A 16,459-nucleotide genomic window follows, 5' to 3' on the forward strand; every position below is an offset into this window, starting at 1 on the left:
TGGTCGCAATAATGGCATATCCGACCAGTGTTGCCTAGTCATTGAGACCGTCGATCATCGTCATCAATTGGGCAATGACCGCGTTCGGTTGCTCCATATGGACATGGTGACCGCCACTCAACGCATGCACCTGCAACTGCGGCACTGCTGGCCGCCACAACTGCAATGCTTCATGCACCCGCTCATGCCCTTCGGTCCCATACAGCAAGGTAAATGGGCACTGAATGTGGCGCAGCACGTCACTAATCTGTTCTGCCGTCAGTCGCACTGGCGACGCCATTCGTAGTCGCCCATCGGCACGAAAACAAAAGTCTTCCGGTCCCACTTGCTCGATACCTCGCTCCACCAACAAGTGCGCGTAGTCGAGAGAGAAGTCACCGGCTTGGGCGCGTGCGGCTACACCTGCAGCAAACGAAGGATAATGATTCCGACGTTTGTTCTGCATCGCCCAACGACTTTGAAAACCGCTGCGCAAGTTGGCAGCCGTTTCACCTGTCGGTGTCGCTAACAGTCCGAAAGCCTCAATCGCGAGCACCGCTTTGACTTTATCTGGAGCAATTCCGGCCAACATGTTAGCAATGAAGGCGCCCATGGAATGCGCCAGCAACACCACCGATTGCCAGTGTTCTTGTTCGATGAGTTGCCAACAATCATAAACATAGTCGATAAACGAATAATAGTTACCGGCCGGGCGGTGATCAGACAGGCCATGCCCTGCCCAATCGATGGCAATGAGTTGATGCGTGTGCGCGAGCGGCGATTGCAGAAACACTTCAGCACAAGGTAAAAAACTATGGGCATTATCCAACCAGCCATGCCCGGCTAAAATAACTGGCTTATCGGCAGCGCCCCACCTCAGGCCACGAAGTGTGCCCCAGTCGAGCTGAAACGAAACAGGCTCGGCATGGAGCCGAGCCTGTGGGAATAAAGGTGATGCGAATTCGTTATTGATCATTTCCTGATTGACCCGAATCCCCTGTTGGGGTTGTGCGCACAGGTACCGGGTAATAGATACGGTACGGTGGCGCGAAATAATGATGGCGATACCATAACGAACCATAATCAATTTGTACATTGGAAGTTCGTGGTTCGTCCTTCCACAGAAATTTTGCGGTCACGTTTAATGTCGGGAATAGATACCGGAACTCATCAATTTTTCCTTCGATGGGTTCTCCAACGGTACCGACAAAAGTCACCAACCGCCCTTCCTCGTAGACGACTGGATCAACGAACTCAGGCAAAATCGCACGAAAGCGACCTTGGCTTTCATCGCTCGCAACTGGCCGAGCCCAATTTTGTAAATCGAAATTCACGACTTCGATAATCGTTCCATCATCACTATTGCGAACTTCGGCAATAGTGCCACCCCACCGTGCTTGCTGACCCTGCACTTGCTCCGGGCTTGTTAATGCGGTCTCGTAATTCACGAGGTTCTGCTCATTCGTGACCGCCAGTTCATCTGGAACCGCAGAGCATGCTGCTAAGAACAGTGCTGCGATACTGACTAACCAAATTTTCATTCCGAACTCCTTAGGCTGCGTCACAACCTGACTTAAATAGGCAAGCTACCTTTACTTTGATAAGCCTGACTGACTAAAAGTTCCAGTGCATTTACGCCGTTTTAACCTGCAACCACTATCGACCGGGCAACTTTTTCCAGGTTACTTCATTACGCACATACAGAGGCTCAAGTTCAGCGGCTTGGATCGATTTTGCTTGCGGGTGCAGCGCCAAGCTCAGCATGTCTCGAGCTTCGGGTAGCCAGACATCAGGTAAAATCGATACGCGTTGTTCTGCATCGAGTTGCGGCCCATAGGCCTGCCAACCCGTACCAACGCCCACCGGCTGCCCATCAGCCAGCCACCGCTCTTCATTCAGTTGCTCTAGAGCAGCCATTTGCGGGGCTTGTATTTCAATCCAAGTATCATCGCGACGTTGATAGCGAGCGATATAGACCTCGTTCATTCTGGCATCAATAGCCGCAATCACATCGGTTGCCTGATAACGGCGCCACGCTTGTTCCGCAAGAGCCTCTAAAGTACAGATGGGTGTAACCGGCAAAGTGTGACTAAATGCCAACCCTTGCCCTATAGAAACGCCAATCCGAACACCGGTAAAACTTCCTGGCCCATGACCAACCACTAAGCGTTCGATGGCATCGAATGCGATGTCCATTTCCGCAAGGACTTCATCAATAAAGCCCAGAACTTTTTGCGAGTGCTCACGCGGTGCTAAGGTTTCTCGAGTGACTAACCGATCACCCGCCTGCAGCGCGACCGAACAGAGTTCCGTACAGGTGTCCAATGCTAATACAACATTACTCATGCGACTTTGCCGCCTCCAACTCCGCTAAAAACTTTAATGCTTCTTGCAAATCTCGGGTTCGCCGCATCGCAGGCAAACTCGCCAAAAAGGTTCCGCCGTAGGGTTTGCTCACCAACCGTTGATCACAAATAATGAGTACCCCTCGATCATCCTGATCGCGGATCAACCGTCCTGCACCCTGTTTCAATGCGATGATGGCTTGTGGTAATTGTACCTGACTAAACGCATCCAGCCCACGCAAACGCGCATCTTCGACACGCGCTTGCAAAAGCGGATCATCAGGTGATGCAAACGGGAGCTTATCGATCACCACACAACGTAATGCATCGCCACGAACATCGACACCTTCCCAAAAAGACGATGTCCCCAATAAAATGCCATTTCCAGCCGCCACAAATTGCGCTAGTAGCTCGCGTTTGCTGGTACTGCCCTGCACTAACAAAGGACGGTCGGTTTTTTCGGCGAGCGCCGCACCAACGCGTTGTAACATCCGATGACTGGTAAAGAGCAAAAAGGTACCACCGGTTTGATTGACGCTTAATACCTGTTCAACGATTTCCAACACCTTCGCGAAAAACTCCGGTGCTTGAGGCTGTGGTAGATACCGCGGTAAACACAGCAGTGCCTGTTTGGAAAACTGAAACGGACTCGACAAACACAGTGTCTGAGCACTGCTTAACCCCAGTTGTTCGGTAAAGTGACTAAAATCTTGGCCGACGGCCAATGTCGCTGACGTGAATACCCATGCCATGTCGGCAGCGTCGATGTAGGCACCAAACTTGTCTGCAACACTAAGCGGCGTTTGGTGCAGGGTAATTTGTCGCGGCGTGGTCTCATACCAAAAGCTATAACCGGTTCGTTCTGTAGCTTGCAGCTGTTCCCATTTGTGCGCTGCTAAAGTCGCGCGCTCATAAGCTTGATCCAAGTCTTTCGAACGTCCCAAGGCATTCTTTGTGACATCAATCACCAGTTGCAGCTGCTCAGCGACATCGGCTGCCGCCTCTTTCACGCCAGCTCGACGTTGCCAATCACGCCAATTACCACGCTGTGGCTCCACCGGAAACATCAGTCGCCACTCACGCAAGGTCATGAGTAGCTTGTCCGCTATTCTATCGAGTTGTTTTAAGTCTTTGAGTTCGGTTAGATAGATAACCTTTAAATCTTGCGCGAGTTCCTGCAATTGGCGACTGGACACCGCTTCGCCAAAATACTGACTGGCAATGTCGGGTAACTGATGGGCTTCATCGAAGACGACCGTATCGACCGCCGGAATGAGTTCACCAAACCCTACGTCTTTTAACGCCATATCGGCAAAGAACAGGTGATGATTCACTACGACTAAATCGGCGTCGAGCGCGCGCTTGCGTGCCTTAACGAGGTAGCATTCTTCGTAATCGGGACAGTCTCGACCCAAACAGTTATCAACCGTACTGGTAACCTGAGGGAGCACTTCTGCATCTTCCGGAAGCACATTTAACAACCCTAAATCACCGTCTTCTGTGCGCTGTGCCCACTGCCGAACGGTAACTAGTTGGGATTGCACCACCTTCGAAAATTCGCCGCTTTGTGCGCTCGCTTGCTGCATTCGGTGGAGACAGAGATAATTACTCCGACCTTTCAACAAGGCAACCTGTTTACCGGGTGCAATTGCATCGCGCAATAGAGGTAGGTCGCGAAAATAGAGCTGTTCTTGTAATGCTTTGGTACCCGTTGAGATGATCGCTTTCCCAGTTGCCGTCAATAATGGCACCAAATACGCATAAGTTTTACCGGTTCCCGTTTCAGCCTCTACTACTAGCGACTCTTTAGTGCGCATCACTTGCGCCACGGCGGTTGCCATTTCGGTCTGCGCAGCACGCGGAACAAAACCAGTGACGGTCTTGGCGAGAGAGCTTTGAGGGCTAAAATGTTGGGCTACAGCGATCATGCCGATATGCTAGCACAACCCGAAGTTGGCAAGCAGCTAACTTTTATCGGAAGCCGTTTTTTCTCATATTCTCGCGTTTATACAACTTACAGACAAGAAACCCACTGAAACCAACATTTCAGGACGCCACATCGTTGAATCACCCCGCATTTTTCTATACAATCTTATCTATTGTTTTCTTTTACCTATTCACTTTTCACGATTTACGCGAGTAGAGAGAGATTTATGCGCACAGCAACTATAATTTGGCACCACCATCATCATCGACACCCCGATTAGCCAAGCGCTGTGCTCAGGCTAATCGTAGCTATTACGGTTGCCTTCGAGACAAGAACCCCCGAAAGGCATCCTTTACGGGGGTTTTTTCGTATTAGAGTTGTTTAAACATGGAGTTCCACATGGTCGTCGACAAGAATTCACAACGCCTTACTATCGCCATCCAGAAATCTGGCCGTTTGAGTAAAGAATCTATTGCCCTATTGGAAGCATGTGGCTTTAAATTCAGTCTGCATGAAGCGCGTTTGCTCGCGCACAGCAGCAATCAACCCGTTGATTTATTGCGGGTGCGTGACGATGATATTCCAGGCCTAGTCATGGACGGTGTTGTTGATTTGGGTCTCGTCGGCGAGAACGTTCTTGAGGAAGCACGACTCGAACGCCAAGCAACTCAGTTGCCCGCAAAAATGAATATTCTTCGATCACTAGATTTTGGCCAATGCCGACTATCTATTGCCGTACCAAAAGAAGATAGCTATCGAGGATTGGCTGACCTTGAGGGCAAACGAATTGCTACGACCTATCCGTTCTTGCTGCAAAACTACCTCCAACAACAGGGGATTAAGGCCAGTACAGCCATTCTAACCGGCAGTGTAGAAGTCGCTCCGCGTGCTGGTTTGGCCGATGCTATCTGTGACCTCGTCTCTACTGGTGCCACGCTCGAAGCCAATGGTTTAGTCGAAAAGGAAGTCATTTTCCGTTCCACCGCGCAGCTCATTCAACGCCCAGAGCCGCTCACTGCAGCGAAGCAAGCCATTGTCGATCAATTACTGCCCCGTCTCGACGGTGTGCAAATGGCTCGTGAAAGCAAATACATCATGCTCCACGCACCCAAGGCACGATTAGAGGAAGTAGTCGCACTGCTGCCTGGCGCTGAGCGTCCAACAGTACTGCCGTTGCAACACAGTGATGAGCAAGTTGCAGTGCACGTAGTCAGTACCGAGAAGTTATTTTGGGAAACAATGGAAGAACTCAAAGCCATCGGCTGTAGTTCCATCCTCGTATTACCGATTGAGAAAATGTTGGGTTAACCATGACGACGAACGAGCAAAATCAGATGCAAGCAATCAATTGGGCATCATTGAGTGATGCCCACCGTGAACAATTGCTAGCGCGGCCGGCCCAAGCGCAGCCCGAAGTATTGCGCCAGCAGGTCGCCGATATTATTGCAGCCGTGCAACGCGACGGTGATGCGGCGGTATTGAACTATACCCGCCGTTTTGATGCCCCAGAACTGGAGCAACTTGCGTACCCAGCAGCCGAGATTGCGGCTCAGGCGGCGAAATTAGATGCAGCAACGCAGGCAGCTATTGATACAGCCTACGACACGATTTATGCGTTTCACCAAGCTCAGCAACCGCAACCCGTTACGGTCGAAACCGCTCCCGGCGTGGTCTGTAGTCAGCGCTACCATGGCTTAAGTGCAGTTGGCCTATACATTCCGGGTGGTACTGCGGTGCTACCATCAACAGCATTGATGCTAGGTATACCAGCCCAACTCGCGGGTTGCCAACGGCGAGTCTTAGTCAGCCCGCCGGCTGCCGATGGCAGCTTGTCTCCTGCGCTGATGTATGTCGCTCAGAAGTGCGGTATCACCGAAGTGTATCGCTGTGGCGGTGCGCAAGCCGTTGCTGCATTGGCGTACGGAACCGAATCGATTGCTCCCGTAGTAAAAATTTTCGGGCCCGGCAACAGTTATGTCACGCAAGCTAAGCAATGGGTTTCGCAAGATCCGCAAGGTTGTGCCATTGATATGCCTGCCGGTCCATCCGAGCTCATGGTCATTGCCGATGACACGGCTAATCCTGATTATGTTGCTGCTGATTTGCTATCGCAAGCGGAGCACGGCCCGGATTCGCAAGTCATCTTAGTGTCACCGTCGGCTCAGCTTATAGCTGCTACTGCAGACGCTCTGCAATCACAACTCGCATCATTACCGCGTGCGGCTATTGCTGAACAGGCGCTGGCAAGTAGCGCCCTCATTCAAGTTGACTCGCTGGCAACAGCCGTCGAGATCAGTCAGCGTTATGCGCCTGAGCATTTATCGATTCAAGTCGATGATACCGAGACGTTGCTCCCGCAACTCACACACGCAGGCTCAATTTTTGTGGGTCACTACACCCCTGAGTCCGGCGGTGACTATGCGACAGGAACCAACCACGTGTTACCAACCTATGGCTTTGCGCGGAATTACAGTAGCCTTGGTTTGCTCGATTTCTATCGTCGTTATACGGTCCAAGAGGCCACTCGTGAAGGCTTACGTGGTCTGAGTTCGGCAATTATTCAACTAGCTGAGACCGAAGGCTTGCGCGCACACGCACGTGCTGTGTCGATTCGTCTTGACGACTCGCAAGGAAGTGCATCATGAGCATGGTCGAGCGCTTACAGCGCGCCCACCTGCGTAACCTGGTGCCCTACACCTCTGCCCGACGCAGTATGAGTGGGGGTTCCGTATGGTTGAATGCCAACGAAGCACCGACTACGCCAGCGCTCGACGACAACGAGCCTGCCTTAAATCGCTATCCCGCGTTCCAAAGTGACGCCGTCAATCAAGCGTATGCCGACTATGCTGGCGTTCAGGCGGACTCGATTCTGAGTGCGCGCGGCAGTGATGAAATCATTGAGTTGATGATTCGCGCTTTCTGCGAGCCTGGCCAAGACGCCATCATGATTTGCCCACCCACATACGGTATGTATGCGATCAGCGCTCAAACCCATGGTGCTTTGGTGCGTGAAGTCCCACTCATTGATACGCCAGAATTGGGACTACAGCTGGATCTCTCAGCCATGGTCGCACAGTTAGATGGCGTGAAATTGATTTTTGTCTGCAGCCCATCCAACCCATTAGGGAATAACTTGGCGCTTGGCGACTTACGAAACTTATTAGAAAGCGTTGGCGAACAAGCTTTTGTGATTGTCGATGAAGCCTACATTGAGTTTACCGACCAACCGAGCGTGGCCACTTGGCTGACGCAGTACCCACAATTGGTGGTGACACGAACCTTATCAAAAGCCTTTGGTATGGCGGCCATTCGGTGCGGATTTGCGCTCGCAGCGCCTGCTGTCATCGACTGCTTGCGTAAGGTGATTGCGCCTTATCCAATGCCAGCATCAAGTCTTAGCTACGCGCAGCGCGCTTTGGCTCCGGCAGCCATCGGTGCTATGCAGCGAGCGGTGACGGAAACACAAGCGCTACGCGAACAGTGGCTGCAAAAACTAGAAGCGGCGCCGTGGGTCAAACGACTCTACCCGTCTGCGACCAATTTCGTATTGATTCAAGTCGACGATGCTGCCGCACTTGTGGCACAGTGCAGCGCACAAGGTGTATTGATTCGCAATCAGTCGAGCCAACGGGGCCTCGACAACTGCGTCCGCATTAGCATCGGCAGCGCCCAAGAATTGCAACAATTAGAGCAGGTACTCCTACAATGACCGCACAACGTATTTTATTTATTGATCGCGACGGCACTCTGGTTGAAGAGCCGCCGGTCGACAAACAATTGGATAGCATTCAAAAACTGAAATTTGAGCCTGATGTCATTCCTGCTCTGCTCGCATTTCAGCGCGCTGGTTACCAACTTGTGATGGTAACGAATCAAGACGGTTTAGGCACTGACAGTTTTCCACAAGCTGACTTTGATGCACCGCACGAGCTCATGCTAGAAATCTTTGCGTCACAAGGTATTCGCTTTGCCGATATCTTGATCTGTCCGCATTTCCCTGATGCCGGCTGCTCGTGCCGTAAACCAGCTCTAGGGCTAGTCAAAGATTACTTGCAGCAAGGTCGCGTAGACTTTACCGATTCGTATGTTATCGGCGACCGTGACACGGATATCCAACTGGCTGAAAATATGGGTATCCAAGGCATCAAGTACAGCCCAAATGATATGAACTGGCGTGCTATCCAGCATCAATTATTGGATCGCCCACGCACGGCCACCGTACATCGCAAAACCCGCGAAACCGACATTCGCATTCAACTTGATTTGGATGCTCAGCAACCGCTGAAATTTGCCACCGGCATTGGCTTTTTTGACCACATGTTGGAGCAAATTGCGACGCACGCTGGCTTTGCGTTGAGCGTTGAAGTGCAAGGCGACCTGCACATAGATGAGCACCACACGGTCGAAGATACAGCTTTGGCGCTTGGTGCAGCGTTGCGTCAAGCCTTGGGTGACAAACGTGGTATTGGTCGATTTGGCTTTGCCCTGCCGATGGACGAGTGTCGCGCAGAATGCTTGTTGGATTTGTCGGGTCGCCCCTACTTACAACTACAAGCCGATTTTAGCCGCGACAAAGTGGGTGAACTGTCGACCGAGATGGTCGGACATTTCTTCCGCTCGCTCAGCGACGCAATGGCGGTTTCGTTGCACTTGTCGACGACAGAGGGCAATAGCCACCATCAGGTGGAGAGTCTCTTCAAGGTGTTCGGACGTGCACTTCGACAGGCTATCGCGCGCACCGCCGATGGCGCTCTGCCGTCGAGTAAAGGGATGCTGGCATGACCTCGTTAGTCATTATCGATACGAGTTGTGCCAACTTAAGTTCGGTCCGCTTTGCATTTGAGCGTTTAGGCGTTGAGCCCGTGGTTTCTGCATCGCCTGCAGTTATCCGTGCTGCTGAGCGGGTGGTATTACCTGGCGTCGGCACAGCGGCAGCGGCTATGCGTAATTTACAGCAGCTTGGCTTGGTCGAAGTCATTCAACAACTTGAACAACCGGTGCTTGGTATTTGCTTGGGCATGCAACTGCTCACCGACTATTCAGCCGAAGGGAACGTCGATTGTTTAGGCGTTGTTCCTGCACGTACCGAGCGCATGATTGCTGATGGTCTGCCATTACCACATATGGGTTGGAATACGATTACCGACCCGAGTGCTAGTAATCCCTTGTTGCGCGGTGTCGAGAGTCCTGCTTACTGCTATTTTGTGCATAGTTTTGCCGTGGCTGTCGATCAGTACACCAGCGCGCAATGCACATACAGCAAAGCTGAAAACGGACAACCTTTCGCCGCGATGATTCGCTCCAAGAATTTCTTTGGTGCGCAATTTCATCCCGAGCGCTCCGGCACAGTTGGCGCGCAGATACTTCAGAATTTTTTGGCATTAACCGACGGTGATTAAAGCATGTTAATACCCGCTCTCGATCTCATTGCAGGCCAAGTTGTGCGCCTGCAACAAGGCGATTTTAATCGTCAAACCACCTACGCATCTGACCCATTGCCGTTGGTACAGAAATACCAAGAAGCAGGCGCTGAATGGCTGCATTTAGTGGATCTGGATGGTGCCAAAGACCCACAACAACGTCAGCTCACGTTGTTGCAGCGCTTGACTGCAGCTACCACGATGAATGTTCAAGTGGGTGGCGGCATTCGCTCCGTGACCGATGTCGAAGCACTCTTGCAAAGTGGCGTGACTCGGGTGGTCATCGGCTCACTCGCGGTGCGCGAACCTGAGCTGGTCGAGTCTTGGTTCCAACAGTTTGGCGCTGAAGCCATTGTCTTAGCCTTGGACGTGCACATTGATGCTGAAGGTATCGCCCGCGTTGCAACCCACGGTTGGCAGCAAACATCGACAACGACTTTAGACAGTATTATTCAACGCTTCCTCGCCTCTGGTTTAAAGCATGTGCTATGCACAGACATTAGCCGGGATGGGATGCTATCAGGTGCCAACACCGAACTCTATGCTGCGTTAAAACGTGACTATCCGACTATTGAATTACAAGCGTCAGGCGGTATTGCAACCTTAGCTGATTTAGAACAACTGCAAGCCGCACACTGCGATAGCGCTATTCTTGGTAAATCGTTACTGACTGGGCAATTCACACTAGAGGAGGCGCTCGCATGTTGGCCAAACGCATCATCCCCTGTTTAGACGTTCGCAATGGTGAAGTCGTCAAAGGTGTGCAATTTCGTAATCATGAAGTCATCGGGGCTATTGAGCCACTGGCACAACGTTATGCTGCTGAGGGAGCCGATGAGCTCGTGTTTTACGACATCACCGCATCTTCAGATGATCGGGTGGTCGATAAATCATGGGTCGAGCGTATTGCCCGTGTCATCGATATTCCCTTTACCGTTGCTGGCGGCATCCGCACTATTGCCCAAGCACAAGAAATTCTCGCGATGGGAGCGGATAAGATTTCCATCAATTCACCTGCGCTGCGTGACCCCGATTTGATCAACACCTTAGTGGATGAATTCGGACAACAATGTATCGTCATCGGTATCGATAGTTTTTATAACCAAGAACAGAATCGGTACGAGGTTTATCAGTTTACTGGCGATGAGACTCGAACGCAGAAAACGCGTTGGCAGACGCGCGACTGGCTGAACGAAGTGGTCGCGCGCGGCGCGGGTGAAATTGTTTTAAACTGCATGAATCAAGATGGTGTGCGCCAAGGCTATGATCTGGAGCAATTGACAGCATTGCGTGCCCACTGCCCGGTACCACTGATTGCCTCTGGTGGCGCCGGTGCCATGGAACACTTTGCCGACGTCTTTACCACGGCCAACGTGGATGGCGCTCTCGCAGCGTCCGTCTTTCACAAACGTGTCATCGACATTGGTGAACTCAAGGCTTATCTTGCTAAGCAAGGCGTCGCTATCCGGCCTTTTACCGCAGCGACTCAATAAGGAATTTAGTCATGGAAATTAATTCAACCACGCGGTCACAGCTCGATTTCAGTAAAGCCAGCGATGGCTTGATTCCTGCTATCGTACAGCATGCATTAAGCGGTGAAGTGTTGATGCAAGGATTTATGAATGCTGCTGCCGTCGACAAAACGCTCGAGACTGCCCAAGTCACTTTTTATAGCCGCAGCAAAGAACGGCTGTGGACGAAAGGTGAGGCGTCTGGCCACGTGTTGCAATTAGTAAGTTTACATACCGACTGTGATGCCGACAGTTTATTAGCGTTGGCTTTGCCGCAAGGCCCCACCTGTCATTTAGGTACCCGTTCGTGCTTCTCCAGTAGCACAGCAACTGCAGTGCCACTGTTACAACAGTTGAATGACACGATAGCGAGTCGTAAGTCGGCCACGCCAGAGTCGAGCTATACGGCACGTTTGTTTGCCGAGGGCACCAAGCGCGCAGCACAAAAAGTCGGTGAGGAAGGTGTTGAAGTTGCACTTGCAGCTTGTGCGGGAGATGACCGCGAACTCCTGAATGAGTCCGCTGACCTGCTCTATCATTTGTTGGTGGTTTTGGAGAGTCGTGATTTGTCACTGAACCAAGTACTCGAGGTACTTAGACAACGCCAATCTTAATCTCGAATCGGCGCTGCCAGCTCACGCTCGTAGCGTCGACTTACTCGAATTAACCGCCACGTCAGCAATACCGCCGCCCCAGTTAATCCCGTGATAAAACCAATCCACATGCCCGCAGCGCCCATGGCTGGAACAATGGTGTCCGTACGCGACAGCAAGTAACCTATGGTCAACCCAAACGGCCAATAGGAAACAAACGTAATGAGCATCACAATGCGAGTGTCTTTATAGCCACGCAAGGTTCCCATAGCAATCGCTTGGAACGAATCCGAAATGGAGAACAAAGCAGCTAGGCCCATTAAAGTAGCAGCCAATTCAATGACTGCTGCATCGGCAGTGTAGAGGCTTGCTAACCACCCTCCAGCTAACCATAAAATAGTCGCATTCACGACAGCAATGGACATCCCATACACGTTCGCCAGTTTATGGCTGAGCATTGCATTGCGCGGGTTTCCAGCACCCAAAGCAAAGCCAACACGCAACGTCACTGCCATCGCGATGCTCATGGGCACCATATACACCAATGATGAGATATTCAGTGCAATTTGGTGGCTCGCCACCACAGTTGCGCCTAATGGGGCGATAATGAGCGCTGCCGCCGCAAACAGACTGACTTCAAAAAACATCGACGTGGCAATTGGGAAGCCTAAACGAACGACATACCAAATATCGTCCCAATTCGGTGCAAACCAACGGCCAAACAAATGGATTTCTTGGTAGCGTTTGGCGACAGCCACATACACCACCATGCCGAGAGCCATGACCCACAACACGATAGCCGTTGCGACACCACAGCCTGCACCACCCATAGCCGGAATCAAATCGCCGTAACCGTATATAAACAAATAGTTCGCGGGAATGTTAACGAGTAAGCCAATGACCCCGATAACCAATGATGGAATGGTATTCGACAAGCCTTCGCAGAAGTTGCGCAACACCATATAGATCACGATAGCTGGAACACCCCAAGCAATATAGCCGAGGTAGTCCAACGTAATACGGCGAAAATCGTCCGCGACGTCCATTTGATTCAATATTAACGGCGCACTCGCAATCACCAATAAACTCAGCACGGCGCCGGCAATAGCCGCATAAAAGCCTTGGTGAACCATATTCGCCACTTGGGTCACTTTACCAGCGCCGTGAAAGTGAGAAATGATCGGCGCCAAAGCCAGCGCTAAACCAAAAATTAATAGAATCGACGGAAACCAAATACTACTACCAACGGAAACTGCAGCAAGATCGGTCGGGCTGACACGACCAGCCATCACCGTATCGACCACGCTCATCAACACTTGGGTGACCTGCGCAATCAATATAGGTACGGTTAGTTTGGCGAGCTTGATGGACTCAGGCCACCATGCGCTTTTCGTTTCCATGTTGTTTCCAATCGATACACTTGTTCAGTGTTAGGAAAATAATTCGTAAGCCTCGTCTAAGGCTGAGACAAGGCGTTCAAGATGTCGCGGCGTAGTATACGCGCCAAGAGCAATTCGGACTACTCCTGAATACCCCAAATACTGCAGTAGCGGCTGTGCGCAATGGTGACCTGATCGCACTTCGATGCGTTGACTATCTAAATAAGCCGCTATATCTTGCGCATGCACCGAGGAACTAGCAAAACTGAGCGTAGGTGTTTGCGTTGGTCCTGCCGGGAGTACTCGTAACCACTCTCGTTGTGCTAATGAATGATTTAGTTCGGTTCGCTGTGTCTCTAAATAATGAGATAAGTCAACGTGCCGATCCAGCCACTCGGTTGCTGTTGCGGCAGCAACCACAGCGAGTGTATTCGGGGTTCCCGCCTCAAAGCGATGCACATCACTCAGGTAGTCCGCCTGCTCACGCGTAACCCTAGTGACGATGCCACCACCGACTCGAAATGGCTCTAATTGTTCTGCAAATTGTGGCGCTAAAAGTAATAGGCCAAGGCCCGTTACCCCGTAGAATTTATGCGCACTACAGACCACCGCATCCGCATCCAACAAACCAAGTTGACGCGGCTGATGTGGTGCTAATTGGGCTGCGTCGACTATCGACACAACACCACGCTGACGTGCAGCACTCAACAGTCCGCCGAGTTCATAGATAGCACCGGTTACATTGCTGGCAGCGCTGACAGCAACAACTCGCGTTCGCTCATTCAACAGCAACTCCGGTGCCGCCAAATCCCCTTCTGGAGTAAGCTCTATAAACCGCAATTTAAGATCAAACCGCTGGGCGAGTCGCTGCCACGGCAATAAGTTGGCATGATGCTCAGCAATGGACAGAAGAATTTCGTCACCAGCCTGCCAATCTATTGGCAATGCTTGCGCCAAATCATTCAATGCCTGCGTAGTCGAAGCAGCGAATGCCAGTTGTTCCGGTTGTACCTGAAACCACCTTGCTAGCGTTTGTCGTCCCTGCTCGAGCTTCTCCGTTGCCGCGCGACTGCGTGCATAAGAACCACGATGCGCATTGGCATGCGTATCCAACAAGTAACGATCAACAGCATGACGAACACAGGTTGGGACTAAGCAAGTCGCTGCCGTGTCGAGGTAGGCATAATCGGGCTCTTCAGCAAGCCACGGAAAATCATCACTCGAAGGCTGATACATGACCTAACCTCGAACATCCGTGGCTGGCTGCGGTTGCACCTCTAGCCCATAAATAGCTGCTAAGAACTCCAAGATTTCAACATTGACAGCTTCGGCGTGCGTAATCGGCCCCATGTGTCCACACGGTAAGGTTCGACTAATCACAGCAGGCAAAGCAACTTCCAATTTGTGCGCAACAGTCCGTGCACTGCTTTGCGTATACTGGCCCTGCAAAAGTAACGTGGGTTGTTGTATCGAGGCACAATCGCGAAGATCGTACTCCTCCCCCATAAGTGCCGCAAAATCACACTGTACTTTGCTGGCTTGCAGCGTCATCGCTTTCTGTATTTTGTCAGGTAATGCTGCGAAATAGCCCGGTTGATTCCAATAGTCCACAAAAGCTGCAGTTGCGGCTTTGGCGTCATTGTTCATCATTTGGCCAGAGATGGATTCAATTTCGAGCCGCGCGGCTTCATTGGCTTCCAACAAGTGAAACGCGACCGGTTCAAAGACAACCAAACTGCGTACATCGATAGATTTCTCGACCGCAAGCTTCAACGCCAATGCGCCGCCATAGGAATGGCCAATAAGCGTCACCGGCTGCTGCCAGTTCAATGTCTGAATCGCATCCATAATGCGCGGCAGCTCATCACGAAATCGAAAATCCTGCGGATCAGCTGTCGTCACCGCTGGCGCCTTGCCATAACCCAACAGGTCGACAACGAGACAATCAAAATGAGGCGCTAAGGCATTGAGCAAGGCTCGCCATTGCCCACCATTACTCTGTGAACTGTGCAGCAACACGACGGGGCTTTGCCCCGCCGTACCCGTGCGATAGAGACCCGGTTGAACTTCCATCATGCGCCGATTAACCGTCCAACAGCAAAGCCAACCATGTACCCGGCTTGCGTGAGCAACACCACAAAGGTCAGCAATACACCAATAGCTCGCGGAGCTGATGTGCCAGCGGTTTTGGTTAAGCCAATAGCATGCGCAATGCGCGCGATAAAGAGCGCCGCACCTAAAACATGCACCAATTCAGTCGGCCCACCACTCGCTTCAATCAAAAACAACAACAGCAGGCTCAGCGGCACATATTCAGAAAAATTCCCATGAATTCGGACCGCAGCTTTGAGATCTTTTGATTCACCGGTGCCAATCCCGACTTTGTCACGCCAACGGAGCCGAATAATACGAACGGAGAGCACAAAATAAAGTAGGGTCAGTAAACCCGCATACAACATGGTGTTATGAAAACTAAATTCCATGATTCGATCCTTATTATTATTGGTCTGACTCGATAAACACTCACAAAAAAGCCCACACCAAGGTGGGCTTTGTCGAAGCGGTCACGCATTAGCCAAGTAGCTTACCCAGCTCTGAACTAATCGTTTCGACATCACGGGTTCCATCAATACGATGAAAGGCCGTCTTGCCCTGTTCCGCCAGTTTACGATAATACGCGACTAATGGCTCGGTTTGTTCATGATAAATTGACAACCGTTTACGCACTGTCGCCTCTTTATCATCCTCACGAATGACCAAATCTTCACCGGTCTCGTTGTCTTTACCTTCGGTTGCAGGTGGATTGTGTTCAATATGATAAACACGGCCCGAACCAGGATGCACGCGGCGCCCTGCCATCCGCTTCACAATGACTTCATCGGGTACGGCAAATTCCAGGACACAATCGATTGAAATCCCCGCCTCATGCATCGCATCGGCTTGTGGAATAGTGCGTGGAAATCCGTCCAGCAAAAAACCATTTTGGCAATCAGGCTCAGCGACGCGTTCTTTGACCAAACCGATCATGATGTCATCGGAAACAAGTTTACCGGCATCCATCACCTGTTTGGCCTGTTGCCCGAGCGGCGTTCCCGCCTTGATTGCGGCTCGCAGCATGTCGCCCGTCGAAATCTGTGGAATCCCGAAAGTTTTCATTAGGAACTGCGCTTGAGTGCCTTTCCCTGCGCCCGGAGCGCCCAACAGGATAATGCGCATCAACAACCTCTTTTTTCTTATCTTGGGTTAGCGTTTGAATAAGCCCGAACTTTACCTTGCATACACGGGCTTTACAAGTCCGAGGATTG

The 16,459-nt window shown here is 51.4% G+C and carries 17 protein-coding genes; 8 read left to right on the forward strand and 9 right to left on the reverse strand.

Annotated features, from left to right (window positions below; all coding sequences use genetic code 11):
* Positions 1-34 precede the first annotated feature (34 nt).
* The 4 genes from ACN0S4_RS01460 to ACN0S4_RS01475 all read right to left on the reverse strand — a co-directional run bounded on the left by ACN0S4_RS01460 (position 35) and on the right by ACN0S4_RS01475 (position 4,252).
* Positions 35-1,060, reverse strand: a complete 1,026-nt coding sequence (locus tag ACN0S4_RS01460) for an alpha/beta fold hydrolase (RefSeq protein ID WP_417656546.1) — start codon at positions 1,058-1,060, stop codon at positions 35-37.
* Positions 945-1,520: a Slp family lipoprotein gene (locus ACN0S4_RS01465; protein WP_417655969.1), complete on the reverse strand. Its 576-nt coding sequence runs from the start codon at positions 1,518-1,520 to the stop codon at positions 945-947. The genes ACN0S4_RS01460 and ACN0S4_RS01465 overlap by 116 nt, the downstream gene beginning before the upstream one ends.
* A gap of 115 nt (positions 1,521-1,635) precedes the next feature.
* Positions 1,636-2,325, reverse strand: a complete 690-nt coding sequence (gene tsaB / locus ACN0S4_RS01470) for a tRNA (adenosine(37)-N6)-threonylcarbamoyltransferase complex dimerization subunit type 1 TsaB (protein WP_417655970.1) — start codon at positions 2,323-2,325, stop codon at positions 1,636-1,638.
* The gene (locus ACN0S4_RS01475) at positions 2,318-4,252 is read right to left on the reverse strand and encodes an ATP-dependent DNA helicase (RefSeq protein ID WP_417655971.1); all 1,935 of its coding nucleotides are present in this window, start codon (positions 4,250-4,252) and stop codon (positions 2,318-2,320) included. The genes tsaB and ACN0S4_RS01475 overlap by 8 nt, the downstream gene beginning before the upstream one ends.
* A gap of 398 nt (positions 4,253-4,650) precedes the next feature.
* Between ACN0S4_RS01475 and hisG the strand changes: the two genes are divergently transcribed.
* Genes hisG through hisIE form a run of 8 tightly spaced genes read left to right on the forward strand, consistent with a single transcriptional unit; the run spans position 4,651 to position 11,796 of the window.
* Complete coding sequence (gene hisG, locus ACN0S4_RS01480; RefSeq protein ID WP_417655972.1) at positions 4,651-5,559, forward strand: ATP phosphoribosyltransferase; 909 nt, start codon at positions 4,651-4,653, stop codon at positions 5,557-5,559.
* 26 nt (positions 5,560-5,585) lie between these two features.
* On the forward strand, positions 5,586-6,896 hold the full coding sequence (gene hisD / locus ACN0S4_RS01485; RefSeq protein WP_417655973.1) for a histidinol dehydrogenase: 1,311 nt from the start codon (positions 5,586-5,588) through the stop codon (positions 6,894-6,896).
* On the forward strand, positions 6,893-7,960 hold the full coding sequence (hisC, locus tag ACN0S4_RS01490) for a histidinol-phosphate transaminase (RefSeq protein WP_417655974.1): 1,068 nt from the start codon (positions 6,893-6,895) through the stop codon (positions 7,958-7,960). Before hisD ends, hisC begins: the two co-directional genes overlap by 4 nt.
* Complete coding sequence (hisB, locus tag ACN0S4_RS01495) at positions 7,957-9,033, forward strand: bifunctional histidinol-phosphatase/imidazoleglycerol-phosphate dehydratase HisB (protein ID WP_417655975.1); 1,077 nt, start codon at positions 7,957-7,959, stop codon at positions 9,031-9,033. The genes hisC and hisB overlap by 4 nt, the downstream gene beginning before the upstream one ends.
* Positions 9,030-9,650 carry an imidazole glycerol phosphate synthase subunit HisH gene (hisH, locus tag ACN0S4_RS01500; RefSeq protein WP_417655976.1) on the forward strand — a complete coding sequence of 207 codons (621 nt, stop codon included), beginning with the start codon at positions 9,030-9,032 and terminating at the stop codon, positions 9,648-9,650. Before hisB ends, hisH begins: the two co-directional genes overlap by 4 nt.
* Positions 9,651-9,653: 3 nt before the next feature.
* Positions 9,654-10,403 (forward strand): 1-(5-phosphoribosyl)-5-[(5-phosphoribosylamino)methylideneamino]imidazole-4-carboxamide isomerase, encoded by a 750-nt coding sequence (hisA, locus tag ACN0S4_RS01505; RefSeq protein ID WP_417655977.1) that lies wholly within the window; start codon positions 9,654-9,656, stop codon positions 10,401-10,403.
* Positions 10,373-11,164: an imidazole glycerol phosphate synthase subunit HisF gene (gene hisF, locus ACN0S4_RS01510; RefSeq protein WP_417655978.1), complete on the forward strand. Its 792-nt coding sequence runs from the start codon at positions 10,373-10,375 to the stop codon at positions 11,162-11,164. The genes hisA and hisF overlap by 31 nt, the downstream gene beginning before the upstream one ends.
* A gap of 11 nt (positions 11,165-11,175) precedes the next feature.
* Entirely contained in the window at positions 11,176-11,796 is a 621-nt protein-coding gene (hisIE, locus tag ACN0S4_RS01515) for a bifunctional phosphoribosyl-AMP cyclohydrolase/phosphoribosyl-ATP diphosphatase HisIE (RefSeq protein WP_417655979.1), read from the forward strand.
* On the opposite strand, the gene ACN0S4_RS01520 is transcribed toward hisIE, so the two are convergent.
* The 5 genes from ACN0S4_RS01520 to adk all read right to left on the reverse strand — a co-directional run bounded on the left by ACN0S4_RS01520 (position 11,793) and on the right by adk (position 16,370).
* A complete protein-coding gene (locus ACN0S4_RS01520) occupies positions 11,793-13,175 on the reverse strand; it encodes an MATE family efflux transporter (RefSeq protein WP_417655980.1) in 1,383 nt (460 codons plus the stop codon). The two genes, hisIE and ACN0S4_RS01520, sit on opposite strands and share 4 nt — an antisense overlap.
* Before the next feature lie 30 nt (positions 13,176-13,205).
* Positions 13,206-14,390: an aminotransferase class V-fold PLP-dependent enzyme gene (locus ACN0S4_RS01525; RefSeq protein ID WP_417655981.1), complete on the reverse strand. Its 1,185-nt coding sequence runs from the start codon at positions 14,388-14,390 to the stop codon at positions 13,206-13,208.
* Positions 14,391-14,393: 3 nt separating this feature from the next.
* Positions 14,394-15,230: an alpha/beta fold hydrolase gene (locus ACN0S4_RS01530; RefSeq protein ID WP_417655982.1), complete on the reverse strand. Its 837-nt coding sequence runs from the start codon at positions 15,228-15,230 to the stop codon at positions 14,394-14,396.
* Positions 15,227-15,637, reverse strand: a complete 411-nt coding sequence (locus ACN0S4_RS01535) for an MAPEG family protein (protein WP_417655983.1) — start codon at positions 15,635-15,637, stop codon at positions 15,227-15,229. Before ACN0S4_RS01535 ends, ACN0S4_RS01530 begins: the two co-directional genes overlap by 4 nt.
* Positions 15,638-15,725: 88 nt before the next feature.
* On the reverse strand, positions 15,726-16,370 hold the full coding sequence (gene adk / locus ACN0S4_RS01540) for an adenylate kinase (RefSeq protein ID WP_417655984.1): 645 nt from the start codon (positions 16,368-16,370) through the stop codon (positions 15,726-15,728).
* Positions 16,371-16,459 lie beyond the last annotated feature (89 nt).

The sequence above is a fragment of the Pseudidiomarina aestuarii genome (assembly GCF_048263735.1).
Lineage (GTDB): Bacteria > Pseudomonadota > Gammaproteobacteria > Enterobacterales > Alteromonadaceae > Pseudidiomarina > Pseudidiomarina aestuarii_B.